At 72.2% G+C, this 25,180-nt stretch carries 22 protein-coding genes; 7 read left to right on the forward strand and 15 right to left on the reverse strand.

Annotated features, from left to right (window positions below; translation table 11 throughout):
* Nucleotides 1-300: 300 nt before the first annotated feature.
* Both HNR73_RS14310 and HNR73_RS14315 read right to left on the reverse strand, forming a co-directional pair.
* Complete coding sequence (locus tag HNR73_RS14310) at nt 301-759, reverse strand: GNAT family N-acetyltransferase (RefSeq protein ID WP_203685754.1); 459 nt, start codon at nt 757-759, stop codon at nt 301-303.
* Nucleotides 756-1,508: a glycerophosphodiester phosphodiesterase gene (locus HNR73_RS14315; RefSeq protein ID WP_184787939.1), complete on the reverse strand. Its 753-nt coding sequence runs from the start codon at nt 1,506-1,508 to the stop codon at nt 756-758. Before HNR73_RS14315 ends, HNR73_RS14310 begins: the two co-directional genes overlap by 4 nt.
* Before the next feature lie 70 nt (nt 1,509-1,578).
* Between HNR73_RS14315 and larB the strand changes: the two genes are divergently transcribed.
* From larB to HNR73_RS14330, 3 genes are read left to right on the forward strand one after another with little or no spacing between them, the layout of a single operon-like run.
* Entirely contained in the window at nt 1,579-2,376 is a 798-nt protein-coding gene (gene larB, locus HNR73_RS14320; RefSeq protein ID WP_184787940.1) for a nickel pincer cofactor biosynthesis protein LarB, read from the forward strand.
* Nucleotides 2,373-3,569, forward strand: coding sequence for a nickel pincer cofactor biosynthesis protein LarC (gene larC / locus HNR73_RS14325; RefSeq protein WP_184787941.1), 1,197 nt, complete (start codon nt 2,373-2,375; stop codon nt 3,567-3,569). Before larB ends, larC begins: the two co-directional genes overlap by 4 nt.
* Nucleotides 3,566-4,153, forward strand: coding sequence for a TMEM165/GDT1 family protein (locus HNR73_RS14330; RefSeq protein ID WP_239121932.1), 588 nt, complete (start codon nt 3,566-3,568; stop codon nt 4,151-4,153). The genes larC and HNR73_RS14330 overlap by 4 nt, the downstream gene beginning before the upstream one ends.
* Here the strand turns inward: HNR73_RS14330 and HNR73_RS14335 are convergent.
* Nucleotides 4,150-6,687: an Hsp70 family protein gene (locus tag HNR73_RS14335; RefSeq protein WP_184787942.1), complete on the reverse strand. Its 2,538-nt coding sequence runs from the start codon at nt 6,685-6,687 to the stop codon at nt 4,150-4,152. The two genes, HNR73_RS14330 and HNR73_RS14335, sit on opposite strands and share 4 nt — an antisense overlap.
* A 64-nt stretch (nt 6,688-6,751) precedes the next feature.
* On the reverse strand, nt 6,752-7,669 hold the full coding sequence (locus HNR73_RS14340) for a Rossmann-fold NAD(P)-binding domain-containing protein (protein WP_203685752.1): 918 nt from the start codon (nt 7,667-7,669) through the stop codon (nt 6,752-6,754).
* A gap of 120 nt (nt 7,670-7,789) precedes the next feature.
* On the opposite strand from HNR73_RS14340, the gene HNR73_RS14345 reads away from it, so the two are divergent.
* On the forward strand, nt 7,790-8,746 hold the full coding sequence (locus HNR73_RS14345) for a GlxA family transcriptional regulator (protein WP_184787943.1): 957 nt from the start codon (nt 7,790-7,792) through the stop codon (nt 8,744-8,746).
* Between the two features lie 3 nt (nt 8,747-8,749).
* Here the strand turns inward: HNR73_RS14345 and HNR73_RS14350 are convergent, their stop codons facing one another.
* From HNR73_RS14350 to HNR73_RS14365, 4 genes are read right to left on the reverse strand one after another with little or no spacing between them, the layout of a single operon-like run.
* Nucleotides 8,750-9,409, reverse strand: coding sequence for a response regulator (locus HNR73_RS14350; protein WP_184787944.1), 660 nt, complete (start codon nt 9,407-9,409; stop codon nt 8,750-8,752).
* A complete protein-coding gene (locus HNR73_RS14355; protein WP_184787945.1) occupies nt 9,406-10,512 on the reverse strand; it encodes a sensor histidine kinase in 1,107 nt (368 codons plus the stop codon). The genes HNR73_RS14350 and HNR73_RS14355 overlap by 4 nt, the downstream gene beginning before the upstream one ends.
* A gap of 18 nt (nt 10,513-10,530) precedes the next feature.
* The gene (locus HNR73_RS14360) at nt 10,531-11,331 is read right to left on the reverse strand and encodes an ABC transporter permease (protein ID WP_184787946.1); all 801 of its coding nucleotides are present in this window, start codon (nt 11,329-11,331) and stop codon (nt 10,531-10,533) included.
* Nucleotides 11,328-12,236: an ABC transporter ATP-binding protein gene (locus tag HNR73_RS14365; RefSeq protein ID WP_184787947.1), complete on the reverse strand. Its 909-nt coding sequence runs from the start codon at nt 12,234-12,236 to the stop codon at nt 11,328-11,330. The genes HNR73_RS14360 and HNR73_RS14365 overlap by 4 nt, the downstream gene beginning before the upstream one ends.
* A gap of 179 nt (nt 12,237-12,415) precedes the next feature.
* Between HNR73_RS14365 and HNR73_RS14370 the strand changes: the two genes are divergently transcribed.
* On the forward strand, nt 12,416-15,340 hold the full coding sequence (locus HNR73_RS14370; RefSeq protein WP_184787948.1) for an AfsR/SARP family transcriptional regulator: 2,925 nt from the start codon (nt 12,416-12,418) through the stop codon (nt 15,338-15,340).
* On the opposite strand, the gene HNR73_RS14375 is transcribed toward HNR73_RS14370, so the two are convergent.
* Nucleotides 15,337-16,077, reverse strand: coding sequence for a nucleotidyltransferase domain-containing protein (locus tag HNR73_RS14375; RefSeq protein WP_184787949.1), 741 nt, complete (start codon nt 16,075-16,077; stop codon nt 15,337-15,339). The genes HNR73_RS14370 and HNR73_RS14375 overlap by 4 nt on opposite strands.
* Before the next feature lies 1 nt (nt 16,078).
* Nucleotides 16,079-17,269 (reverse strand): arginine deiminase, encoded by a 1,191-nt coding sequence (locus HNR73_RS14380; protein ID WP_184787950.1) that lies wholly within the window; start codon nt 17,267-17,269, stop codon nt 16,079-16,081.
* 104 nt (nt 17,270-17,373) lie between these two features.
* Between HNR73_RS14380 and HNR73_RS14385 the strand changes: the two genes are divergently transcribed.
* Both HNR73_RS14385 and HNR73_RS14390 read left to right on the forward strand, forming a co-directional pair.
* The gene (locus HNR73_RS14385) at nt 17,374-17,574 is read left to right on the forward strand and encodes a hypothetical protein (protein ID WP_184787951.1); all 201 of its coding nucleotides are present in this window, start codon (nt 17,374-17,376) and stop codon (nt 17,572-17,574) included.
* 60 nt (nt 17,575-17,634) lie between these two features.
* Nucleotides 17,635-18,069 carry a hypothetical protein gene (locus HNR73_RS14390; protein ID WP_184787952.1) on the forward strand — a complete coding sequence of 145 codons (435 nt, stop codon included), beginning with the start codon at nt 17,635-17,637 and terminating at the stop codon, nt 18,067-18,069.
* A gap of 1 nt (nt 18,070) precedes the next feature.
* On the opposite strand, the gene HNR73_RS14395 is transcribed toward HNR73_RS14390, so the two are convergent.
* From HNR73_RS14395 to HNR73_RS14415, 5 genes are all read right to left on the reverse strand, one after another.
* Entirely contained in the window at nt 18,071-19,426 is a 1,356-nt protein-coding gene (locus HNR73_RS14395; protein WP_184787953.1) for a glutamate-cysteine ligase family protein, read from the reverse strand.
* 46 nt (nt 19,427-19,472) lie between these two features.
* On the reverse strand, nt 19,473-20,696 hold the full coding sequence (locus HNR73_RS14400) for a LacI family DNA-binding transcriptional regulator (RefSeq protein WP_184787954.1): 1,224 nt from the start codon (nt 20,694-20,696) through the stop codon (nt 19,473-19,475).
* 97 nt (nt 20,697-20,793) lie between these two features.
* Complete coding sequence (locus tag HNR73_RS14405; RefSeq protein WP_184787955.1) at nt 20,794-22,641, reverse strand: GH39 family glycosyl hydrolase; 1,848 nt, start codon at nt 22,639-22,641, stop codon at nt 20,794-20,796.
* 73 nt (nt 22,642-22,714) lie between these two features.
* Nucleotides 22,715-24,295, reverse strand: a complete 1,581-nt coding sequence (locus HNR73_RS14410; RefSeq protein ID WP_184787956.1) for a glucoamylase family protein — start codon at nt 24,293-24,295, stop codon at nt 22,715-22,717.
* A gap of 25 nt (nt 24,296-24,320) precedes the next feature.
* A complete protein-coding gene (locus HNR73_RS14415) occupies nt 24,321-25,175 on the reverse strand; it encodes a carbohydrate ABC transporter permease (protein ID WP_239121931.1) in 855 nt (284 codons plus the stop codon).
* Nucleotides 25,176-25,180: the final 5 nt, after the last annotated feature.

A 25,180-nucleotide genomic window follows, 5' to 3' on the forward strand; every position in this document is an offset into this window, starting at 1 on the left:
CAGCCCCAGAACCTTCGTGTTGCACCAATCCCTGGCCGAAGCGACGGAGACACAGGTAAGTAGTGGTGGGGGGTGTGTCGCGCTGCGCGCGACCTTCGAGCCTGTCCCCGAAGGTCACGGTCGTGTGGTGGGTACTGCTTCCCAGCGAGCGCGGGAACACACCGCGAGATCAACACCACCCATGCAAAGAGCCGCCCCGATCAGCCTGGCAGCTTCCGGGCGGCTCTGAGCGAGCCCAGTGGACCCGCGATGCCCGCGACCCTAGCAGCACGAGTCCAACCCGCGCATGCCGCACACCCGTCAGTCCTCCTCGACGAGCTCCAGCAACAGTTCCGGCGTCCCGAACCCCTCGCGTCGGTACAGCTCCTCGCTGCGTTCCGACGGCCACACGATCACCGTCTCCAGGGGCCTCGCGGCGGCGTATTCCCTGGCCGCGGCCAGTAGTCGGCCACCGTGTCCGCGTCCTCGGTGTTCGGGCACGGTGTAGAAGTTGGTGAGGTATCCCAGGGGCTCGTTGGGTTCGTAGGGGTCCGGCACTCGTTCGACGATGGCGAGGAACACGTGTGCCACGACTTCGCCGTCCTCTTCGGCGACCCAGGCGATCCAGTCGGCGCGGGCGAGGCGTTCGGCGATCCAGCGTTCCGCCGTCGCCGGGTCCTTGGCGGCGGGCCGGTTCGGTGGGGTCGCGTCTTCGGCCTTGAACCGCCAGCGGAGCCTGGCGAGCGCGGCGGCGTCGGCGGGTTCCGCTCGGCGGATCACACCTTCGCCTTGAGGGCTTCGCGGATGACGCCGGGGCGGTCGCTGATGATCGCGTCGACGTTGTGGCGGGCGAGCATGACGGCGTCGGCGGGGTCGTTGACGGTCCAGACGAACACCTTGCGGCCGCTGCGGTGGGCGCGTTCGATCATGTCGGTCCGCTTCTTGACGAGCCTGACGTCGACACCGATCGTTCCCGCGAAGGGCGGGGGCGGGCCCAGGGGGTACTGGAACAGCCAGACGAGCGGTGTGTCGGGTGACATGACGCGGGCTCGGTGGAGCGCCGTGCGGGAGAACGACATGACGGTCGTTTCCACCTGGGGGTAGCGCTTGAGCAGGGAGAACAGTCTGCGTTCGACGCGTGCGCCGTACCGGGTCGGGTGTTTCGTCTCGACGCACAGTTTGACGGGGCGGGGGGCTCCCGCGGCGAGTTCGAGGAGCTGGGGGAGTGTCACGATCTCGCGGTGGGCGGGGCCGGTGGGGACGCCTTCGCGGTTGACGGAGAAGTCGAGTCGTTTCAGCGCCGACAGGGTGAGGTCGCTCACGGCCCCGACGCCGTCGGAGGTGCGGTTGACGAGCCTGTCGTGGTGCAGGACCAGATGCCCGTCCTTGGTGAGCCGCACGTCGCATTCGAGCGCGTCGGCGCCGAGGGCGATGGCCTCGGCGTAGGCGGCGAGCGAATGCTCCGGCAGCGTCTCGTTGGAGCCGCGGTGCGCCACGATCATGGGTTGCCTGCGTGCTTGGCCGGACATGCCGGAAGGCTAACCCACGCGGGCGTGACAGCATGTCCGGGTACGGGAGATCAACAGACGGGGTACGCACATGGACGCCGACGCCACGCGCGCGCTTTTGAGCGCGGTCGCGGCCGGTGAGGTCGCGGTCGAGGCCGCGCTGGATCGCTTGTCGGAGGGCGTCTTCGGCGACGGCGAGGGCTTCGCCGACCTCGGTTTCGCCCGGGTCGACACGCATCGCGCGCTGCGCACCGGCGACCCCGAGGTGATCTACGCGGCGGGGAAGACGCCCGAGCAGGTCGTCGCGATCGCGCGGCGGCTGCATGAGGCGCACCCCGCGCATCCGGTGCTGGTGTCGCGCGCCGACGACGCGGTGCGGGGTGCCCTGCGCGACGCGTTCGGCGGGCTCTGCACCGAGGAGCCGGTGGGGCGGATGGTGGCGGTGGGCGCGCCGCCGGTGGTGAGCGGCGGGAAGGTCACCGTGCTGTGCGCGGGGACGTCCGACCTGCCGGTGGCGACGGAGGCCGCGTTCACCGCGCGCGTCTGCGGCGCCGAGGTCGTGCAGGTCAGCGACGTCGGGGTGGCCGGTATCCACCGTTTGCTCGCGACGCGTCCGGTGCTGGCGGCCAGCGACTGCGTGGTCGTCGTCGCGGGCATGGACGGCGCGTTGCCGAGCGCGGTCGGCGGCATGGTGGGCGTTCCGATCGTGGCGGTGCCGACCTCGGTCGGCTACGGCGCCGCCTTCGGTGGCCTGGCGCCGCTGCTGACCATGCTGAACTCGTGCGCCCCGGGCGTCACGGTCGTCAACATCGACAACGGTTTCGGCGCCGGCCTGGCCGCCGCGCGCATCGTCCGCGGACCACGCGGGAACACGGAGGCAGGCAGATGATCGGCTGGCTCGACTGCGGCGCCGGCGCCAGCGGCGACATGTTCCTCGGCGCGCTCGTCGACGCCGGTGTCCCCCTGGAGATCCTCCAGGAGTCCGTCGACGCGCTCGGTGTCGAACGCGTCGAACTGCACGCCGATCCGGTGACCCGGCACGGCCTGGCGGCCACGCACGTGCGCGTCGAGTGCCCGCCGACGAAGGTCGACCGTCGCTTCGTCGCGATCCGCGAGCTCATCCAGGCGGCGCCCTTGCCGCGGGAGGTGCGCGACGAGGCCGTCGGTGCCTTCACGCGTCTCGGGCACGCCGAGTCGGCCGCGCATCGCGTGGAACTGGAGCGCGTCCACTTCCACGAGGTCGGCGCGCTCGACTCCCTCGCCGACATGGTCGCCGCCTGCGCGGGCATGCACTGGCTGCGCGTCCATCGTGGACTGTCCACGGTGACCGCGAGCCAGGTCACCGTCGGCGGAGGCGTCACACGTGGAGCCCACGGCGGGATTCCGCTGCCGGCACCGGCGACACTCGCCGTCCTCGGCGCCGCCGACGCGCCCGTCAGCGGCGAGGTCCCCTATGAGGCCTGCACGCCGACCGGGGCCGCGCTCATCGCCGCCTTCGCGTCCGGATACGGGCCCCTGCCGCCGATGCGGGTCCGCGCGATCGGTGTCGGCGCGGGCGGCCGCGACCCGAAGGAGCGCGCCAACCTGCTGCGCCTCGTCCTCGGTGAGCCCGCCGGGGCCGTCCCCACCGGGACGGCGACGGTGCTGGAGACCAATGTGGACGATCTGGATCCGCGCCTGTGGCCGGCCGTGCAGCAGGCCCTGTTCGGCGCGGGCGCCTCGGACGCCTGGCTCACGCCGATCCTGATGAAGAAGGGCCGCCCCGCCCACACCCTGCACGTCCTGTGCCGCGACGACGTCGCCGGAGCCGTCCGCGAGGCCGTCTTCGCCCACACGACCGCGATCGGGCTGCGCAGCCTCACCGTCGGCAAGCACGCCCTGGACCGGGAGATGTCGACGGTGGAGGTCGAGGGGAGGCCGGTGAGCATCAAGCTCGCCCGGGTCGGCGACCGCGTCGTCAACGTCTCCGTCGAGTACGAGGACGCCGCCGCGCTCGCCGCCGAGGTGGGCGTGCCGGTCAAGCAGATCCTGGCCGCCGCCACGGCGAAGGCCTACGACCGTTACCGCGACGGTGAAGCGTGAACGGTGTCGCGCTGCTGGCGACCTTCGGGCTGATCTTCATCGCCGAACTGCCGGACAAGACCATGATGGCGACGCTCGTCCTGTCGAGCCGGTACCGGCCGTTGCCGGTGCTGGTCGGTGTCTGCGCGGCCTTCCTGGTGCAGACGGTCATCGCGGTCGCGGCGGGCGGTTTGCTGCGGCTGTTGCCGCAGCAGGCGGTCCTCGCGGTCGTGGCGGTGCTGTTCGCGGTGGGCGCGGTCCTGCTGGTCCGGGAGAGCATGGCCGAAGACGATGACGACGAGGACGAGAACGGCAGGAAGGTCACCGGATTCGGCCGCATCGCGCTGACGAGCTTCCTGGTCCTGTTCGTCGCCGAATGGGGCGACGCCTCACAACTGGGGACGGCGGCCCTGTCGGCACGCTACGGCGACCCGGTCGCCGTGTTCATCGGAGCCTTCGCGGCCTTGGTGACGATCGCGACGATCGCGGTACTGCTCGGGCGGGTCATCGTGCGCTACATCCCGCTGAAGTGGATCCAGCGTGGCGCGGCGGTCCTGTTCGCGATCTTCGCGGTGATCGCGGGCTACGAGGCGATCTTCGGCTAGCGGCCGAGGATCACGATCTGGCCGCCGAATCCGACGACCAGGCGCTGCGAGCCGTCTCTGCTGAATCCCAGCAGCGGCGGGCGCTCACTCAGCCCGAGCTGGTACTCGCCGACTTCCGTGCCCGTCGCGAGGTCGCAGACGCGCAGCGTGCCCTCCCGGTCGACGGTCGCGGCGAGGAGGCTGTTCCCGTCGCGCAGCACCGCGAGGCCGCCGTCGGTGACCTCGGCGCCGAGATCGACGTGGGTCTTCTCGTCGCCGGTCGTCAGGTTCCAGGCGCTCAAACGGCTCCCGACGGCCGTGACCAGGTCGCCGTCGGTGGTGCCCGCGAAAGCCGGGCGGCCGGGAAGCACGAAGCGCGGCGAGGCGGCGGTTCCGTCCCGCAGGTCGAAGCCGGGTGTGACTCCGGTGGCGTCGGCGAAGACCGCGACCGGCACACCGTCGTGGTTGAGGACCCCGGTGTCACCGCTCACGTCCGCGCCCGTGTCGAACCGCTCCCGCAAGGCGCAGTCGCCGAGACTCCAGACGCCGAACTCGTCGCCGCGGCCACTGACCAGGAGCGGGAGTCCGTCGACGATCATGGTCGCCAGTTCGGTGAAGGAGCCGGGATCTTCGATGGTGCAGAGTTCCTCGCCGGTGTCGGTGGCGATGACACGGGCGTAGCCGAACTCGCCCACCACGGCGGTGTCGTGGCCGCCCACATAGGACAGTGCGAGGTCGGTGATCGGCCCGGACCCGGTCTCGAATGTCCCGCTCAACTCGCCGGTGGCCGTCGAGAACACGTCGATCTCGCCGTCCGGTCGCGCGCCGACGGCCATCGCCTCGCCCACGGCGATGTCGGTGTAGGCCGCTGCCGCCTCGGCGGTGGCGAGCAGACGCAGTTTCGGGGCGTCCTCGGTGGCCGGGCGCCACGGCGGACTGACCACCAGCGTCGACGACAGGGCCGCCACGACCGCGAGAGCCGTGAGAACCCGGCGGGCGGTGGCGATCCGGCGCCACGACGGGCCGACCGGCGCCCGGTACCAGTCCGCGCTCGACCGTGCGGCCGCGAGTTCCGCGCCCACGATCCCGGCGGCGACGAAAGGCAGCCGGGCCGCGATCTCCGGCCAGCCGGGCGGACCCGCCAGCACGACGCCCGCATGTGCGGCGACGTAGGCGAGCTGTCCCGTGATGAGCAGCCGCCGGGCGGTGGGAACACGCAGCCAGAGGGGGATCTGCGAGCCCAGGAGGACGATGAGGGCGGCGAAGAGGAGCGGTCCGGCGGCACCGTCGGGTTTCAGGATGTCGGCGTCGCCGATGGTGACGAACGAGACGAGGGTCTCCAGGCCGAGCAGGAAGCCGAGCGACCAGACGGTGAGCGGGATGCGGGCCGTTCGCGGTGCCGGGTGGACGGGCACCGCACGGGGCGGCGGAACCACCGGCGGCCCGGGTGCGGGAGCCGGTGCGGTCGCGGGCGACGGCTGCGGAGCCGCCGGCCCCTCGTCCAGGATCGCCCCATGCGCCACGACCAGCTCGATGTGGTCGGCGAGCACCGGCGCGCGGCCCAGCTCGCGGTGCAGCAGGGTCGCGATGAGGGGCATCCGGCTACCGCCGCCGACCAGGAACACTCCGGCGATCCGCTCGGGCGGGACCCCCGACTCCTCGATGACCGCCGAGGTCACCTCGACCGCCCGTGACAGCAGCGGCGCCGTGATCCGTTCCAGCTCCTCGCGTGTGACGTGGACGTCCCGGTCCGGCAGCGGGATGTGGAGGTCGGCGATGGACCTGCGCGACAGCATCTCCTTGGCCAGCCGCACGTCCTCGCGGAACAGCCGGGCGTGACGCCGGTCGGCGGTCGAGTCCGGTGCCAGGAGACGCACCCAGGAGCCGGGATCGCCGTACTGGGAACGCAAGTGCTGGACGAGTACCTCGTCGATGTCGACGCCCCCGAGGTCGTCGAGCCCGTCGACGGCGAGGACCTCGAAACCGTCGGCGGTGCGCCGGACGACGCTCGCGTCGAAGGTGCCGCCGCCGAAGTCGTGCACGACGACCGTCGCGCCCACCGGCACGTCGTGTCCCAGCTCCCGCGCGTAGTACGCCGCCGCCGCGACGGGTTCGGGGACCAGCCTCGCTGTCGCGAACCCCGCCTTGACCGCCGCCGACCGCAGGATCCGCCGCCGGCGCGGACCCCACGCCGCCGGATGTGTCAGTGTCACCGCCTCGGGCACCGACCGCGCGACTTCCACGCAACGCGACCGGACCTCGGCGAGCACCGCCGCGAACAGATCCTCGACGGGGAACTCGTGCTCGCCGAGCAGGACCGTCCCGTCGTCGATGCGGCGCTTGGGATGCGGTTCGAACGCGGCCGGGTCGTTCCGCGCGGCGTGTGCCGCGTCGGACCCGACCGCGAGAGCGCCGTCCCGCCCGGCCGCGACCCCCGACGGCAGGAGGGCCGTCCCGCCGAACATCAGGGCCTCGACCCGGCCGTCGGCGCGGCGGAGGACGGCCACGGTGTGCGACGTGCCGAAGTCGACACCGAGATGGGGCGGGGCGGGCATCCGCTCAAGCTAGCGGATCCCGGCCAGGCGCGGGCGGTGCCGGAACACCGCCCGTGCAAGGACTTCACACCCCCGCGACCCCCTGCTTGAGCACCTCGTCGAGCACACCGGCCGCCACCCCGAAGCGCGCGCGGATCGCGCTGTCGTCCACAAGGTACGGACGGTCCGACATGTACTCGGTCTCCCCGAGCTCCCCCCAGAACGGGTTGCCGAAGGCGAGTAGTGCGCGATCGCGTTCGGTGAGCCGCTCGAACCGCGGCCGTGGCGAACCGGTCAGTTCGGCGAGCCGTTCGGCGACCTCCCGAGCGCTCGCCTTGATCATGGGCGCGTGCCAGGCACGTCCCCAGTCATCGTCGTCGGAGGAGTCGGCGACGGCGACCAGCGCCCTGGCGGCGTCACCGACCGCGGTGAAGGAGTGCGGCAGGTCGGGGTCGCCCGGGAAGAGGATCAGCCTGCCGGACAGGACATTGGGCTGCGCGAGCAGGCTGAACAGCGAGTAGGCGCCGGCGCCGAGGAAGGATCCGGCCCGCACTTCGGCGGCCTTGACGCGCCCGGCGTCGTCGGCGGCCTTCGCCTCCAGCCACATCTCGGCGCGGACCTTGCCCTTCGGGCCGTCGAAGGCGAAAGGCGAGTCCTCGGTGTAGACGCCTTCCTGGGGGCCGTAGGCGTAGAGGTTGCCGAGCATCACGTACTTCGCGCCGGTGTTCTCGGCGACGGTCAGGATCGACCGGAACAGCGGGGGAATCGTCACCGGCCACGTCTCGTAGGCCGGCATCGCCGCGTTGACCAGGCTCGCCGCGCCTTCGGTGAGGGCGGTCAGCTTCCCGGTCTCCAGCGCGTCGAGGGCGACCCGTTCGACGCCGGGACGGTCCGGGCCGCTTCCCCTGCGCGACACCAGACGGACGGTGTCGCCCCGGTCGGCGAGGATCTCGGCGGCCGCCACGGCCGTGCCGCCCGCGCCGATGATCACGTGAAGTGCCATGTTCTCCACCTTTGTCTCAAAGCCGGTCTTCTCGGTTCGAAAGGCCGGTGAGACCAAGGTTTCCTCGCGGAGGCGGGCTAGGCTAGTGGCCCGAGAGCCAGGTATCCCAAGGATCGAGCCATGACCGATACGCCCCACAAGGTCGCCGTTCTGGCGGTTCCGCCGGTCAAGTCCTTCGACTTTTCCATGCCCTCGACGGTCCTCGGAGCGGTCGCGGTCGAGGGGCGTGCGGGTTATGAGATCCGTGTCTGCACCGCTGATCCCGGCGTCGTCGAGGGCGGGACCGGCGTCGATGTTCTCGTCCGGCACGGCCTCGACGCGCTCGACTGGGCCGAGACGGTCATCGTGCCGAGCACCGGTGCCCGCCACGACGCCGACGGGCGCGCCCTCGACGCGCTCCGCCGTGCCGCCGGGGACGGCAAGCGCGTCGCCTCGATCTGCAGCGGCGCCTTCGTTCTCGCCCAGGCGGGCCTGCTCGACGGGCGTCCCGCGACGACCCACTGGGGCCTCGCCGAGGAGTTCGCCGGGGCCTTCCCCGCCGTTGATGTCCGGCCCGACGTGCTGTTCGTCGACGAGGGTCCGGTCCTGACCTCGGCGGGCGCGGCGGCCGGGATCGACCTGTGCCTGCACCTGGTCCGCTCCGACCACGGGTCGGCGGTCGCCGCCGCCGCGGCCCGCGCGACGGTCGTGACGCCCGTCCGTTCCGGCGGGCAGGCCCAGTTCATCGAGCATCCGCTACCGCCGGAGAACGGCGGATCCCTTGCCGCGACGCGGGACTGGGCCCTCGCCCGGCTCGACCGGACGCTCGGTCTCACCGAACTCGCGGCCCACGCGCGCATGAGCGTGCGGACGCTGACCCGCCGCTTCCGTGCCGAGACCGGGGTGTCACCGCAGCAGTGGCTGCTGCGGCAGCGGATCGAGCGCGCCCGCGCGATCCTGGAGTCGACGACGCTGCCCGTCGACCGGGTCGCGCGCGAGAGCGGCATCGGCAGCGCCGAATCCCTGCGGCAGCACATGATCCGGCATGTCGGGCTGACGCCGAGCGCCTATCGCGCGGCCTTCCGGTCGGCGGCGTAGGGCTCAACCGCCCGGGCGGACGATCCCGTTCTCGTAGGCGTAGACGACGACCTGCACGCGGTCGCGGAGTTCCAGTTTCGCCAGGATCCGGCGGACGTGGGTCTTCACCGTCGCCTCCGCGACGGTGATCGCGTCCGAGATCTCGCCGTTGGACAGGCCGCGCCCGATCAGCGCGAGGACTTCGCGTTCGCGGTCGGTCAGCCGGTCGAGCCTGGTGTCCACAGTGGACTTGCGCGATGGCAGATGCTGGGCGAAGGTCTCGATCAGGTGCCGGGTGACGCTCGGGGAGAGGACCGAGTCCCCCGCCGCGACCGCGCGGATGCCGCCGATCAGTTCGGCGGGCCGGGCGTCTTTGAGCAGGAACCCGCTCGCACCGGCGCGCAGGGCCTCGTAGACGTACTCGTCGACGTTGAACGTCGTCAGGACCAGCACGCGCGCGGTGGGCACCTCGGCCGCGATCGCCCTGGTCGCCTCGATGCCGTTGAGCACGGGCATCCGGACGTCCATGAGCACGACGTCCGGCGACAGCGCCCGGGCCATCCGCACGCCCGAAGCGCCGTCGGCGGCCTCCCCGACGACCTCGAAGTCGGGCTGTGTCTCCAGGACCATCCGGAAACCGGCCCGCAGCAGCGACTGGTCGTCGACCAGTAGGAGCCTCGTCATCGTGCCTCCTCGAACGACAGCCATGCCCGTACCCGCCAGCCCCCGCCGTCGGGCGCCGGCCCGGTTTCCACACCGCCACCGTAGGACTCGGCGCGTTCGGTCATGCCGGGGATCCCCAGGCCCGCGGCGGGTCCGGGCGCGAAGACCCGGCGGGCGCCGTCGTCGTCGATCTCCAGTTCGGCCCGTTCGCGCGTGCAGCGCAGGCGCAGCACGGCGCGGGCGCCGGGACCGGCGTGCTTGATGGTGTTGGTCAGGGCCTCCTGTGCGATCCGGTACAGCGCGAGCCCGGGCCCTCTCCCGCAGCCGCCCTCGTCGCCGTCCCAGTCGAGGACGGTCTCCACGCCCGACGCGCGAACGCGTTCGACCAGGCCGGGGAGATCGGCGAGGCCGGGCTGCGGTTCGTCTACTCTGGACTCGTCGTCGGTGCGGAGCACCCCGAGGAGCCTGCGCATCTCCGACAGGGCCTCCCGTCCCGTGGAGGCGGCGTTGCGCATCGCCTCGGCGGCCCGCTCGGGGGAGCTCGGTACGGTGAGCGAGGCGCCGTCGGCCAGCGCGATCATGACCGCGAGGTTGTGGGCGACGATGTCGTGCATCTCGCGGGCGATCCGTTCCCGTTCGCCGCGCCGGATCCGGGCCCGGACCTCCTCGGCCCACGCCGCCCGTGTCCGGAAGGTCAGGCCGAGGAGGGTGACGGCGCCCGCGACGCTGACCACCGGGATCAGCGTACTGCCGGGCGCGTCCTCGAAGAGGGCGGCGAGGACCACGACGACGGTGACACCGCCGAGCGCGGGAAGCAGGTGGCGCCAGGAGCGGTGGCGGGCGACGGCGTGGAGCGCCACCATCGGCACGATGAGCTGGTAGGCGCCGGGGACGTCGAGCGGTGTCGTGGCCACGGTGTAGGCGTAGACGGCCCAGAACACCGCGCTGGGCGCCTTGCGGCGCCAGACGAGCGGGACGTGAGCGCCGAGGAGCACCGCCCAGCCGAGGACCCCGGCCTTCCCGATGCTTGCCATGGAGATGGCGTCGACCGCCAGCACGTGCCCGAGCATGGTGACGTCGGCCAGGCGCGGGTGTCGGCTCAGGAAGACCGGGATCCGTCGCATCACGGCAATTCTGTCCGCTCAGACGTCCCGGCGGCGCAGGAGCACGGCCCCGGCGGCGACGACGAGGACGACGTAGGCGGCGAGCACGAGCGCGCCTGGACCCGGCCGCAGGTAGGGGATCGGGCCGCCGCCGCCGTCGACGGAGTACATCGCGCCGCCGGCGAACATCGGCGTGTACTTGCCGACCTTGTCGCCGGAGTCGGCGGGCAGGGCCGCGGCCAGCACCGGCGGCAGCATCATCAGCACTCCGATGTAGACGGTGATGGCGAATACCAGGTTCCGCAGCACCACGCCGATCCCGAGGCAGAGCAGTCCGATGCCGACGAGGTACCCGGTCGCGCCGAAGATCGCGCGGACCACGCCCGGCTCGGACAGGCTCACCCCGACGTCACCGGCGAGGGCCTGCGCCAGCAGGAAGGCGGCGAAGTTGGTGACCAGCATCAGCGGCCCGACGACGGCGGTGAACACGATCGCCTTCGCCCACAGCACGGGCAGGCGCTTCGGCACGGCCGTCAGGCTCGCGCGGATCTGACCGGTGCCGTACTCGCCGGTCATGAGCAGGACGCCGTAGACGCCGAGGATGAGGGCGGCGATGTCGACGCCGAACAGGGAGGTCTCGATCGCGGTCTGCGGTCCGGCGGGGATGTCGCCGTCGCGGATCGCCTGGGCCGAGGTGCGGCCGATGAGGCCGCCCGCGGCGACGGTGATGAACACCGTGGTGGCGAGGCTCCACCAGGTGGAGCGCAGGCTGCGCAGCTTCGTCCATTCGGAGCGGATGACGCGCGGAAGCGTGACGCGGTGACGGTTGTCGGCGTTCACGACCGGCCCCCTTCGTATTCGACGGTGTCGCGGGTGAGTTCCATGTACGCCTGCTCAAGGGACGCGCGCTGCGGGACGACCTCGTACAGCGGCAGTCCGGCCGTGGCGGCCAGTTCGCCGATGCGCTCGGCGGGCAGTCCGCCGACCAGCAGCCGCCCGTCCTCGTCGGTCTCGACGGTGGCGCCCGCGCCGGTCAGCAGGTCGCGCAGTGCGGGCGTCCGTGAGGTGCGCACGACGACGGTGTCGACGACGACTCGCGCGATGAGCTCGTCGACGGTCGTGTCGGCCAGGAGCCTGCCGCGGCCGATGATCACGAGGTGTTCGGCCGTCACGGCCATCTCGCTCATCAGGTGGCTGGAGACCAGGACGGTGCAGCCCTCGGCGGCCAGATCCTTGAGCAGGGTGCGGATCCACAGCACGCCGTCGGGGTCGAGGCCGTTGACCGGCTCGTCGAGCAGGATCGTGCCGGGGTCGCCGACGAGCGCGGCGGCCACCCCGAGCCGCTGGCTCATGCCGAGCGAGAAGGTCCCGGCACGCTTGTGCGCCACCGAACTCAGGCCCACGAGGTCGAGCAGCTCGTCGGCGCGGGAGGCCGGCAGTCCGTGCGTCTGGGCGAGCGCGACGAGGTGCGCCCGCGCGCTGCGTCCTTTGTGGACGGACTTGGCTTCGAGGAGGGCACCGGCCTGGCGCAGTGGCGCGGGGTGTGCGGCGTAGGGGATGCCGTTGACGGTGGCGCGACCCGAGGTGGGCCGGTCGAGGCCCACGATCATCCGCATGGTGGTGGATTTGCCCGCGCCGTTGGGACCGAGGAAGCCGGTGACCTGGCCGGGCCGGACGGTGAAGGAGAGGTCGTGCACGGCGAGTTTGTCGCCGTAGCGTTTGGTGAGGGCGTCGACTTCGATCATGTCTTCGACGCTATGGCCGCGTGCGCCCCGGCGCCGACCGTCCCAGGGCTGGTCATGGCCGGTGCGGCGTACGCCCATGGGCGTACCGACTCACCGGAATCTGCCACCCCGGCCGCGATACCCCCGGACTGACGGCGGTGGATGCGATAGTGGCGTTTCCCCCGCTCAAGGAGCCGCCCGTGCCGGTCCGACTCATCGGTCCCGTCGTCATCTCCGCCGCCGAGCCCGTGCCGGTCACGGCGGCCAAACGCGCCTGCGTGCTCGCGGTCCTCGCCGCGCGGCCGGGCGTCCCGGTGTCGAGGGCGGACCTGATCGACCGGGTGTGGGACGGTGCGCCGCCCGAGACGGTGACGAGCGTGCTCTACAGCTACATCACCCGCCTGCGCGCCGATCTGAAGCACGCCGACGCGACGATCCGGCGGGCCGGTTCGCACGGTTACCTGCTCGACGCCGACCCGGAGACCGTTGACGTGCACCGGATCCGGGCGATGGCGGCCCGGGCGGCCGACACCGGTTCGCTGGAGCTGTGGCGCGAGGTGTGCGCCTCGGCGCGAGGCGAGGTCCTCGCCGGCGTCACCGGCCGGTGGGCGAAGGAGTTCCGCGACGGTTTCGGCCACGAGCGGCGCGGCTGGTTCGATGCCCGCTACGCCGCCGAACTGGCCGCCGGGAACGACGCGCTCGTCGCCGACGAACTCATCGCCAGGGCCGCCGGGGAGGTCCTCACCGAACCGCTCGTCGCACACCTGATGCTGGCCCTGCACCGCCGGGGGCGGTCCGCCGAGGCGCTGCGATGGTTCGAGGCGACCCGCCTGCGCCTGCGCGACGGGCTGGGCGCCGACCCGTCCCCGGCGCTGCGCGACCTGCACGTCCGCATCCTCGGCCAGGACCCGGATCTGCTCGCCTCGGGCACCGACGGCGGCGGACGGGCCCCGGCGATGCTGCCGGCGGGGATCCCGAGCTTCACCGGCCGCGCCCGCCAGCTCGACGCCCTCTCGGCGCTCGCCGGACGCGAGGGCCCGGTGTTGCTGACCGGACACGCCGGTGCCGGCAAGACCGCATTGATCGTCCACTGGGGACAGTCGCGTGTGGACGATTTTTCGGGCGGGCTGCTCTACGTGAACCTGCGCGGCTTCGACCGCGGCGACCCGGTGTCCCCGCGCGAGGCTCTCGGGCGACTGCTGCTCGCCCTCGGCGTCGGCGGCGAGGCCGTCCCCGGCGACGTCGACGCCGCCGCCGAACTCTTCCGGTCCCGCACGAGCGGCCGCCGCATGCTCGTCGTCCTCGACAACGCGGGCACCGCCGAACAGGTCCGGCCCCTCCTGCCCGGCGCGGGCTGCTTCACCGTGGTCACCAGCCGCGACAAGCTTCCCGGCCTCGTCGCGGTCGACGACGCGCGCGTCATCGACGTCGGCGTCCTGCCCCGCGAGGACTCGACACTGCTGCTGCGGCGCCTGCTCGGCGACGACGCCGACCCGTCGGCGATCGACGACCTCGCCCGGCTCTGCGGCGACCTTCCGCTGGCACTGCGCATCGGCGCGGCGAACGTCGCCGGCGGCTTCAACGGCCGGATCGTCTCCTACGTCGAGGAACTGCGCCGCGACCGGCTCGCGCTGCTCGCCGTCGACGGTGACGCCGACGCCGCCGTGACCGCCGCCCTCGACCTCTCCCACGCCGACCTCGACACCGCCACGCGGCGACTCTTCGCGCGGCTCGGCGCGATACCCGGCGAGAGCCTCGGTGAACACCTCGTGCTCGCCGTGTCCGGGCTGGAGCCCGAGGCGGCGCGCCGTGCCCTGCGCCGACTCGCCGCCCGGCATCTGATCGAGCAGTACAAGCCGCGCCTGTACCGGATGCACGACCTCGTCCGGCTCCACGCGGCCGCGCGGGCCGAGGCCGAACTGGGCGAGGAGGAGCGCACGGAGGTCGTCGAGGCCTTCATCGAGGCCCTCGACGCCAACCGGGTGACCGAGGACATCGACGAGGAGCTCGGCGTCTTCCCCGCCGTCGAGGCCCTCGAAGGCCATCCCCGGCTGTGGCGCCTGATCCGGCGGTTGGCCACCGCGCTCGCCGGCGGCCGCTTCGTGGACCGCTGCCGGGTACTGGTCCATGAGGGCCTGCGCCGGGCCGAACGCGATGGCGACGCCGAGGGCGTGTTCGAGCTGACCATGATGGCATCCAATGTGGACTCCGCCGTGGGCGACGTCGACGCGTGCCTCGAACGGCTGCGCGAAGCCGTCGGCCTCGCCGCCGGACTCGGTCTCCAGGAACGCATCCGCGCGAAAGGGACCTACGGCCTGCGGATGCTCGACCGCGACCACCGGACCTCGGCCGCCCTGATCGGCGAGGTCGTCGACCTCGCCGTCGCCGAAGGCGACACGGCCAACACGATCGTCTACCGCCGCAACATGGCCTACGTCAGCGCCCCACTCGGCCGGTTCGCCACCGCCGCCCGCCACCTCCACGAAGTCGCGGCGGCCATGGACGGCAGCCTCGCCCAGCGCGCCCGCACCAGCAGCGGCCACACCTGGCTGCTGTTCAACCGCCGCGCCGACGCCGCGCTCCTCGACCACAGCGCGGAGACCATCGGGCTCGCGCGCGAGATGGACAGGCGCATCACCGAGGCGCTGATGCTGCTGTACCGCTCGATCGCGCTGCGCCGGCTCGGCAGGGCCGCCGACGCGCTCGCCGAGATCCAGGACTGCCGGGGCATCCTGCGGGCCGGGCACATGGTCCTGCTGCGGCCCGACCTCGAACTCGCCAACGCCTACACCGCCGTCGGGGAACCGGGCAACGCGCTCGACATCCTCGCGGCCGTCGAGCGGGCATGGCCGACGATGCCGCGCCTCGACCGCTCCGACTACGAGGTGACCCTCGCCCGCGCCCACCGCGCCAACGGCGACCTGGACATCGCCGCGACGCACGCCCGGCGCGCGGCCTCGGCGTACGAAGCGATCGCCGCCCGGGTCCCACAGGCCGACGCCCTCGACGTGCTGGCCGGGATCCTCAGCACGGCGGGCCGGGACGCCGAGGCCGACGCCGTCCGCGCGGCCCTGGCCACATTGGTCGGCGAGTTCGAGGAAGGGTGGGAAGGGCCGGGACGCTAACCCGCCAGTTCCCCCAGAGGCCCCCGCAAGCGTTCCGCCAGCCCCGGATCCACCGCCGCGACCTCCGACAGCAGACCCCGCACCGCCGCCGCGAAGGCCCGCCGCAGCGAGGCCTCGTCGAGCGACCCGACCAGGGCTCCGGTCAGCCCGCGCGTCACCTCCGGCGGCAGCAGGTCCATGCCCCGCCCCTGGCCCGCCGGAACTCCGTGGCGAACGCACGCCAGTGCCAGCACGTGATCGCGCAGGCCGCTGATCATGTACTCGGCCTGCCACGCCTTCCCACGCTCGACGCTCGACCGGGCGTGCAGCGCGTACAGCCACGCCCACCCGATCAGCCCGGTCGTGTCCGGCGGACCCGGCCGGGGACGCTCGACCGCCTCACCGAACAGCAGCCGGAAAGTAGGCGCGATCGCCCCGAACTCCCCCGCCGGAGCGAAGGCCAGATCCACCTGCAAGGTGCTCGCCAGCAGGAACACCCGGTACACGGTCCCGCCCAGACGCACGTCCATGTGCTCGACGGCGCCCGCCTCCGCCCGCATCCACGCGGTCCAGTCGGCGAGGACCGCGTCCTGGTCGGCGCCCTCGGCCAGCCCGAAGAACAGGTCGATGTCCGACCAGCGGTCCTCCGTCCCGCCCGCCGCCGACCCCGTCAGCGCGGCACCCGCCACCCGCGCGTCGGCGCGGGCGCGGGCGATCAGCGCGTCGCGCAGTCTTTCGCGCTCGGCGGGTGTGAACATCTCAGTCGGCCCCGTCGCGGTCGATCGGGCACGACATGCAGCGCGGCCCGCCACGACCCGAACCCAGCTCCGAACCGCTGATCGCGATGACCTCGATCCCGGCCTCCATGAGCCGCTCGTTGGTCTCCACGTTCCGTTCGTAGGCGACGCACAGGCGCGGCCCGACCGCGAGGGTGTTGTTCCCGTCGTCCCACTGCTCGCGCTCGGCCGTCACCGGGTCCAGACCCGTGTCGATGACGCGCAGGACATCGATCTTCATCGCCTCGGCCGCCGCGGCCAGGAACGGCCGCGGACCCGTCACGCGCGGATCCTCACCGTCGTCGGTGATCGTGTACGCCACCAGCGTGTCGGCGATGTTCGGGTACATCACCACCGCGTCGACGTCGACCATCGTGCACACCGTGTCCAGGTGCATCGTGGCGCGCTCCTGCGCGATCGGCACCGCCAGCACCGTGTGCGCGAGCTTCCCCGCGAAGATCCGGCGCGCGAGCCGCTCGGCCCCCGCCGGGGTCGTGCGCTCACCGACGCCGACGGCGACCACGCCCGGCGCGAGCAGCAGCACGTCGCCGCCCTCGACCGACTCAAGGCCGGGCTCGTAGAGCCGCGTCGTCGCGGTGAAACGCGGGTGGTGACGGTAGATCAGCCCGGTCAGTGAGGTCTCACGACGGCGGGCCGGCATCGCCAGGCTCGTCACCGCGACCTGCTCGCCGATCCACACCGAGGAGTCGCGCGTGAACAGCAGGTTCGGCAGCGGGTCGATGACGAAGTCGTGGCGGTCCATCATCATGTAGGCCAGCCCGGTCCCGGTGCGCAGTTCCTCGTGCGCGAGACCGGCCATGAGGGCCGTGGCGAGGTCCTGCCCGTCGAGCCCGTCGAGGTGGGCGCGGACGATCCCGCGCAGCGCCTGCCCGAGCCGCTCGTCGGCGAGGACGTCGGCGATGGCCGACTCGCGCGCGTCGGGCACGCTCAAGGTCTCGGTGAGCAGGTCGCCGAGGTACAAGACCTCGACGCCCCTCCCACGGAGGGCCTCGGCGAAGGCGTCGTGTTCCTCCTGGGCACGCCCGACCCAGGGGATGCCGTCAAACAGCAGCGAATCGTTGTTGCGCGGGGTGAGCCTTTTGAGCTCGGGACCCGGCCGGTGCAGCATGACCGTGCGCAGTCGCCCGACTTCGCTGTCGACGTGATGAGCCATGTGGGGGAGTGTAATGCCGCCGGAGGAATCGCTTTGCGCACAACGGCTCTGACCAGCGTTCCGGACCCGATTCCGCAGGCGCCCTACGTGTTAGGGTGCCCGCTATGAAGCTCGCGGTTCCGCCGAAGCCGGATGCCGCACGGGCGACCGGGCCGACGGCCGAGCGCGCCGGCCTCGTCTCCCGGGCGGCCCTGGTGAACATCGCCACCACGTCCGCCGGACGCGGTCCGAACCGGCACCGCGGACTCCCCGGCGCGCGGTCCCGTGCCGTCCGCGAACGCGGGGTGCCGATTCCGGGAAGCTGACGGAGACTTGTCCCAGAGCGCGGTCGCCCACCCCCAGGTCGGCCGGAGAGGAGTGCGGCCATGCCTTTCGTGGAGCTGACCCTGTCGGGCGACGACGAGTCCGTCGAGGCCGACGGCGCCGTGCTCGAAAGGTGGGCGAGCGCCGTGCGGGGTGCCGGTGATCCCTGCCTGCTCCTCGACGCGCGGGGACTGATCGAGGCGACCTCCCCGGAGGGCCGCAATCTCCTGGGTCTGCCCGAGGGCATCGACAAGGCCGGCCGGGGGCTCATCGACGGGCTGGTGCGCCTCGTCGACTTCACCGTCCAGCAGGGCTCCCTCGCCGACTGGGAGCTGGAGCGGATCCCTCCGCTACAGGCCCTGAGTTCGGGCGCGCTGGCGCGCGGGTTGCTGCGGATCGCGGTCCACCAGACGGTCTACACCCTCGACGCGGTGTCGACGCCCTTGCGGTCGGGGGATCACACGTGCGGGTCGCTGACGTTCTTCAACCGGTGCTGACTCACCGGACCCGGTGAGCGCGCACGTACGCGGCGGGCGATTCGCCGAACTCCCCGCGCCAGCGGCCGAGGCCGCGTTCGGCCTGGGTGCGGCCGCTGCGGACGACGTCCCACAGGGGTGCCAGGAGACGCTGGGTGCCCGGTGCCTCTGAACCTTCGCGGATGCGGGTGGTCAGGCCCGTTTCGGAGAGTCCGAGGAGCGCGCGGCACAGGCCGGCGACCGGTCGTCCGCCCGCCTGGGCTTTCAGGCCGTCGCGGGAGACCTGGCCGGTCGCGGCCTCAAGGTCGTCGAGGGTGAGCCCGTCGAGGAGGTCGATGGCGGCCCGGCGGGACGGCGCGTGGTAGAGCAGACCGGCCCAGAACGCCGGTACGGAGCCGATGTGGGGCCAGAACGGGCCGTCGCAGATCCGGATCTCCAGGGTGCCGCGGACGCGGACCTGCGGCCAGATCTGGTCGAGGTGGCAGTTCCAGTCCGACATGGCGGGGCTCGAACCGTCGCCGAATCCGTCGGTGAGGAGTTCGTCGAAAGTGCCGCCGGGCGCGGGGATGTAGGAGTCGCCGTGCTCGCGGAAGATCATCGGACGGGACAGGGCCCAGGTGACGAAGTCGTCGATGTCCGGTTCGCGTTCGACGGCGAAGGGCAGGACGCCGAAGCGGTCGGGGTCGGTGTGCCGGATCGCGCGCATACGCTGCGACAGCACGCCGTCGAAGGTGCCGTGGGACAGCGGCGAGTTGACGAACATGCCCGCGACGATCGGTGAGGCGAGGGTGATCGCGCGGACCTTCTCGCCGAGGTCGTCGTCGCTGTAGTCAAGGGTGACCTGCGTCGACAGGGTCAGTCCCATCGAGGCGTCGATCAGCGTGGAGTCCTCGCCGGTGGACAGGAAGTGCTCGCGCATGATCCCCAGGCGCCGCTTGGGCACCCACGGGATGTCGATGGTGGGCGTGAAGGGCAGGAAGCCGCCCGACAGGATCGCCGCGCCCTTGGTGTGCGCGACCCGCGCGGCCTGGCGCAGCCGGTGCCCGGTGTGCACGACGGCCTCGGCGACGTTGCCGTGCACGGCCGAGGAGTACTCAAGGGCGCCGCCCATCTCCAGGGAGAAGCGGTCACCGGAGCCGAAATCGACGGCGAGCGGACAGCCGTCCTCGGCCACGACGGAGGCGTCCTCACCGGCGGCGGTCGCGTCACCGGCCAGCGCGGTGATGATCGAGCCGGTGCCGTTCGGGCCCTCGTAGGGGATGCTGTGGCCGGTTTCGGGGTCGACGAGGCCGGCCTCCACTTCGAGGCCGACGTGTTCGCCGGAGGTGCCGGCGAAGGGCTCACCGAGGAGCGTGCGATCGAAAGTCATCGTGGGCATGGCCGTGGTGTACCCAGTTGCGCGGCGGCCTAGCCCCGCCGGTGGCTCAGCCGGTCGGGAATTCGTAGAACGGCGGCACGTCCTCGCAGCCGCAACTCTCGCGGATCACCATCTCGGTGACCAGGACCTCGCCTTGCGCGGTTCCGCTCTCCATCTGTCCGAAGAGCAGCCGCCCGGCCGTGGCGCCCAGGCTCCGCAGCGGCTGCCGGACCGTGGTGAGCCTCGGGGAGAGGTGCAGGGCGATGTTCACGTCGTCCCAGCCGGTGACGGCGACCTCGTCAGGGATGGAGCGCCCCGCCTCGGCCGCGGCCCGGTAGACGCCGGAGGCGAGTTCGTCGTTGGCGCACACGATCGCGTCGACGCCGTTGTCGGTCAGGATGGGCAGGGCCGCGTCGTAGCCGTGCTCGGGCGCCAGTCCTTCGGCCCGCAGGGGTTCGGGGGCGGGCAGTTCGAAGTCCTCGTGGGCGCGTACGAAGCCGAGCCAGCGGTCGCGCACGTCGGGGGACAGGTCGGGGTCGCCGAGGAAGCGCAGGCGCCGGCGGGCGTGGCCGAGGACGTGCCGGGTGATCTTGTGCGCGGAGTCGGCGTTCTCGGTCCGCACGCTCGCCACACCCGGGAGGGACGGCCTGGCCAGGAGCACGACGGGCACGTCGGCGGCGATCTCGCCGACGACCTTGTCCGGAATCGTCTGGTCCATGATGACGAGTCCGTCGACGCGCGTGGACAGGTCACGCACCATCTGCGCCGAGGCGGCCCGGCCGTGGGTGGCGAGGACCATCACGGCGCTGCCCCGGTCGACGACCTCGGACTCGAAACCGGCGATGACGTTGGCGTAGTAGGGCCCCGACAGGTCGGGGAACACGATGGCGACGGTGTCGTTGGCGACGCCGGCGAGGGCCATCGCGGTTCGGCTCGGCGACCAGTTCAGCTCGGCGACGGCGTCGAGGACGCGCTGCCGGGTCTTGGCGGTGACCGCGCCGTCGTCGCGGAGGGCGCGTGAGACGGTCGCGATGGACACGCCCGCCTTCTCCGCGACCTGGTAGACCGTCGGGCGGCGTCTGCCGCCGGTGGCGGCCTCGTCCTGCTCACGGGCCAGCTCCTCGGCGGCGTCGAGGACGCGCTGCCGGGTCGCCGCCGCGACCGAACCGTCCCCGCGCAGGGCGCGTGAGACGGTCGCGATGGACACGCCCGCCTTCTCCGCGACCTGATAGACCGTCGGCCGCCTCTTCATCGCCGGACGCGCGTCGCCGTCCCGCTCCTCTTCGTCCACCCCAGAACACCCCGTCGTTTCCGCTGATCTCGCCCAGGCTAACGCGCCCGGCCCCCGGTTAGGGCCGGGCGGGAGCGCTCCCGCCCGGCCGTGACGCTCATCCGACCGGGGTCAGCTCGATGAGGGATACCCCCGGCATGGGCAGTGTGAACGCGCGGGCGATCGTCCCGCCGACGGCGGGCACGTCGGTGTCGGGCTCGGCGCGGTCGAGGAGATTGGCCTTGTGGAGCTGCGCCCACTGGGTCTCGTCGGGCCAGTCGCCGCCGCCCATCACGTCCCACACGGCCGCGATGTTGGAGTGCCCGGCGTCGATGCGGGAGTGCTCGACCCAGTAGGCGTCGGCGGGCAGGTCCGTGATCTCCAGGTTGATCCGGCGATCGAGGACCCCGACACCGCCCACTTTGGACTGATCGAGGGTCCCGTTCCAGATCAGGACGGTGACGCGTCCGTCGTCGTGCCGGGTGCACCAGGTCTCGATCAGCGAACCGGCGCCGTCGCCGTCGACGACGGCCGGGAGCTCGTGCCGGCCGAGGCGGGCCAGCGCGCTCATCGCCCAGTAGCGGGGTTTGCGCAGGTTCCCGACCGACAGCAGCCCGAAACCGCCGTGGAAGAGCCGCGGCGGGCGGCCCAGCTCCTCGAAGTGGTCGGAGGCCACCCAGTAGGCGAGGGCCTCGATGCGGCCGGCCGCCGAACGCATGCCGCGCAACAGGAACGCCGCCGAGAAGGGGTCGTCGTTGACGGGGTTGAAGTGGGTCGGCGTCACGCCCCACTCGGTCCACAGCAGCTCCAGGTCGGGGCGGCCGTAGTGCTCGGCGAGCGCGCGGAAGTCGAGGGGCGCGCTGCCGTAGGTGTGCGGGGAGAGGAAGTCGACGGGCGCGCCGGTCTTGGCGCAGTGTTCGAGCAGGTCGGCGGTCCAGGCGGCGGCGGCCGAGCCGGGCCCGCCGACCTTGAGGCCCTCGTCGACGGCCTTGACGGCGTGGGCGGTGACCTCGTAGAGGCGCAGGTACTCCTCGCGGGTGCCCGACCAGAAGACGTCCAGGTTCGCCTCGTTCCACACCTCGAAGGCCCAGGTGCGCACCTCGTCTCGCCCGTAGCGGTCCACGAGGTATGCGGTGAGGTCGCCGATCAGGTCGGCCCAGCGGTCCCAGTCCTTCGGCGGGGAGACGATCGCCTCGTAGAAGAAGACCTTCTTCGAGGGATCGGCGGCCAGGTCGCGCGGCATGAAGGACAGCTCGACGATCGGCTTGAGACCGAGGGCGAGCAGGGCGTCGTAGATCTCGCCGACGCGGGTGAAGTCGTGCACCGGTTCGCCGCCGGACTCGCGGTAGACGCCGTTGTCGTCGCAGAGGATCGCGTGTGAACGGACCGTACCGACACCGAGTTCACTGTGGACGGTGGCCAGGGCCTCGCGGAGTTCGGCGCCGATCGGGCGGCCGCCGGTGGTCTCGGTGCTCAGCAGGTGGCTGAGGTGTTCGGCGCCGATCATGGGCGCCCACGGGCGCTGAAGCGCGGTCGTCGGCGCGGACACGTCGACGGTGACGCGGACCTCGCCTTCGCCGCCGGGCAGGGACTTCCCGGCGACGGCCGGGCCGATCTCGCCGACGACCTCGACGTCGGCGAGGGAGGCGATGGCGTACCAGTAGGTCCGGCCCGGTTCGCCCGACGTGTCGGCGTAGGGGCCGTGCGGGACGGCGAGGACGTCGCCGCCGAGGTGGTCGAGGGGGACGAAGGGCCCGTCAACGGAATCGGCGCGGTGCACCAGGTAGCCGATGGCACCGGCCGCGGTGTCCCAGTCGAGGGTCACCTGACCGCGGCCCGCGGACACGCGGATCCCGGTGGGCGGGGCGGGAACGGGCAGGTCGGTGAAGCGTCCTTCGCGGCGGACGGCGGCGTCCCACTCGCTCCGGACGCGGGCCTGCGAGGCGGTGTCGGTGTGCTCGGACATGGCGGGTCGAATCCTTTGGCCGGTCGGGGATCAACGAAGTCGCGGGAGGCCGTGCCCGGCCCCCCGCGCTGCCTTACTGAACGGCGGGCACGCCGAAGGTCTCCAGGCCGAGCAGCGGCTTCAGCCGCCGTCGCGCGCGGCCGACGGAGAAGCGCTCGCGCAGGACCTCGCCGGCCAGGACGTTGCCCAGCGCGCCGAGGATCATGCCCTGGTCGAGGGCCAGGTACCGCTTGGCGACGGTCCCGCTGCGGACGGCCACAGCGTCGTAGAACCCGCCGGGGCCGTAGACGTCGAAGTCCCGGCGGAGCCTCGCCAGCTGGGTCAGCGCGTCGGAACGCGCGTGCCCGAGCGCCAGGAACACCGCGTGCGGGGTGACCACGCCGTCGCCGTAAGACACCGGATCGGGTTTCGGTTCCCGATCCGGGCAGCCCGCGAAGCCGGGATCGACGGTGGTTCGCTCGCGGTCGGAGGTGTACCCGGCGCCGTCGAGGCCCATCGCGTCCACGCCGTACTCGCGGTAGCCGCCGAAGGGGTCCGAGGCGGGCGAGAAGCCCCAGTGCCCGTACTTCGCGTCGTCGAGGCCGTGCGCGATTTGGCCGCGCACGAAGACCTGGTGGTTGCGGCCCCAGCTGGTCTCGCCCCAGCGCGACTCCGGCACGAACAGGCCCGGCATGAGCGCCTCGAACATCGAGCCGCCCCAGGTCGGGACCACTTTCAGGCCGCGGTAGGTGTAGTGGCCCTCGAAGACCTCGATGCCCAGGTGGGTCGCGAAGGCACCCTCCGGTTTCGCCTCCTGCCAGGAGTAGTCGCAGGTCGGCGTGAAGGTCCGCCACATCGCGAAGTAGTGCTCGGCGGGTACCTGCCCGAGCGCGATGCCCATGTAGCTGGCCATCCGCGACTCGCTGTTGAGGGTGCCGTAGTGGTGGCCGGTGTAGAAGACGTTCGGGCCGCAGCCCCGGTAGTTGCCCTCGACGGCGGCGGGCTGGTCCGGTGGGCGTTCCGGCCAGAAGCCACCGCGCATGAGCCCGGCGCCGAGGTCGGGGCCGCGTGCGGCCTCGTCGTAGTAGAAGCCGAAGTCCATGCCCGACAGGAGACGCTCGCCGCGCGGGCGCAGGGAGGCTTCGTCATTGCCGACGACGAGGAGCGCGGCCGCCAGCCAGGCATTGTCCACACTGGACAGGAAGGGATAGACGGGGTTGCCGTTGTCCGGCCAGGTGTGCAGGACCGCGCCGGTCGCCGGGTCGTACCAGTTGAAGAACATCCCCGAGCACTCGTGCCGGTCGAGCCGCGCGAGGGTGTCGAGGACCTTGGAGATGCGGGCCCGGGCGGTGCGGCGGTCGATGACGCCGAGTTCGCGGGCGACGATCGCCGACCACATGAGGGCGCCGATGTTGGTCGGGGAGGTGTAGGCCGAGCGGGTCGCCTCGGCCAGCGCGCCGTCGATGTTGTCGGCGGCCAGGCCGGTCGCGGGGTGGACCATCGCCTCCATGGAACGCCAGGTGTCGCGGGCGTATCCGGTGAGGAGGCGCCGGTCGCCGGTTGAGAGTGGACGGTCGGTCGAAGTGGCGGAGGCGGCCGACGCCGGGGTGGCCGTCAGTGCCGCCGCGGCGGCCGCGGCGGCGCCGCCGATGGCGAGTACGGACCGTCGTTTCACGGTCGGGTCCTCTCTGGGGGAGCGGTCATTTCAGGCCCGTGGTGGCGATCCCGCGCACGAAGTGGCGCTGGAGCAGGATGAACACCACCAGCACCGGCACCACGACGACGACCGAGCCGGCCAGGAGCAGGCCGTAGTCGGTCTCGTTCTGGCCGACGCTGTAGAGCGCCAGCGCGACCGGGAGGGTGTACTTGTCCTCCGTGGTCGCGATCACCAGGGGCCACAGGAAGTTGTTCCAGGAGCCGAGGAAGGTCAAGATCCCCAGCGTGGCGAGGGCCGGACGGCACAGCGGGAGGATGATCCGCCAGAAGATGCGGACCTCCCCGGCGCCGTCGATGCGGGCCGACTCGATGAGCTCGTCGGGGATCGACTGGATGAACTGCCGCATGAAGAACACGCCGAAGGCGCCCACCAGGAACGGCAGGATCAGCCCGGCGAAGGTGTTCGTCAGGCCCATCTTGCTGACCAGCACGAACAGCGGCACGAAGGTCACCATCCCGGGCACCATGACGGTGCCGAGGACGAGCCCCAGAAGTGTTCCGCGCCCGGGGAAGCGCATCTTGGCCAGGGCGTAGCCGGCCGCCGAGCACAGCACGAGGTTTCCGGCCGTGACGGCGGTGGCGACGACGACGGAGTTGGTGAAGTAGGCCGGGAAGTCGAGACGGTCGAACAGGTCGGCGTAGTTGCCGATCGTGAGCCGCCGGGGCCACCAGGTCGGTGGGACCTCGCGGATCTCGCCCTCGGACTTGAAGGACGACAGCAGCATCCACAGGAACGGGCCGACCATGACCAGCAGGCCGACGGCCAGGACGGCGTGCAGGACGAGCTTGGCGACCCGGTCGCGGGGCCGCCGCTTGGCCGGGGAGTCCACAGTGGTCACCGCGC

This window comes from Phytomonospora endophytica (assembly GCF_014202425.1).
Lineage (GTDB): Bacteria > Actinomycetota > Actinomycetes > Mycobacteriales > Micromonosporaceae > Phytomonospora > Phytomonospora endophytica.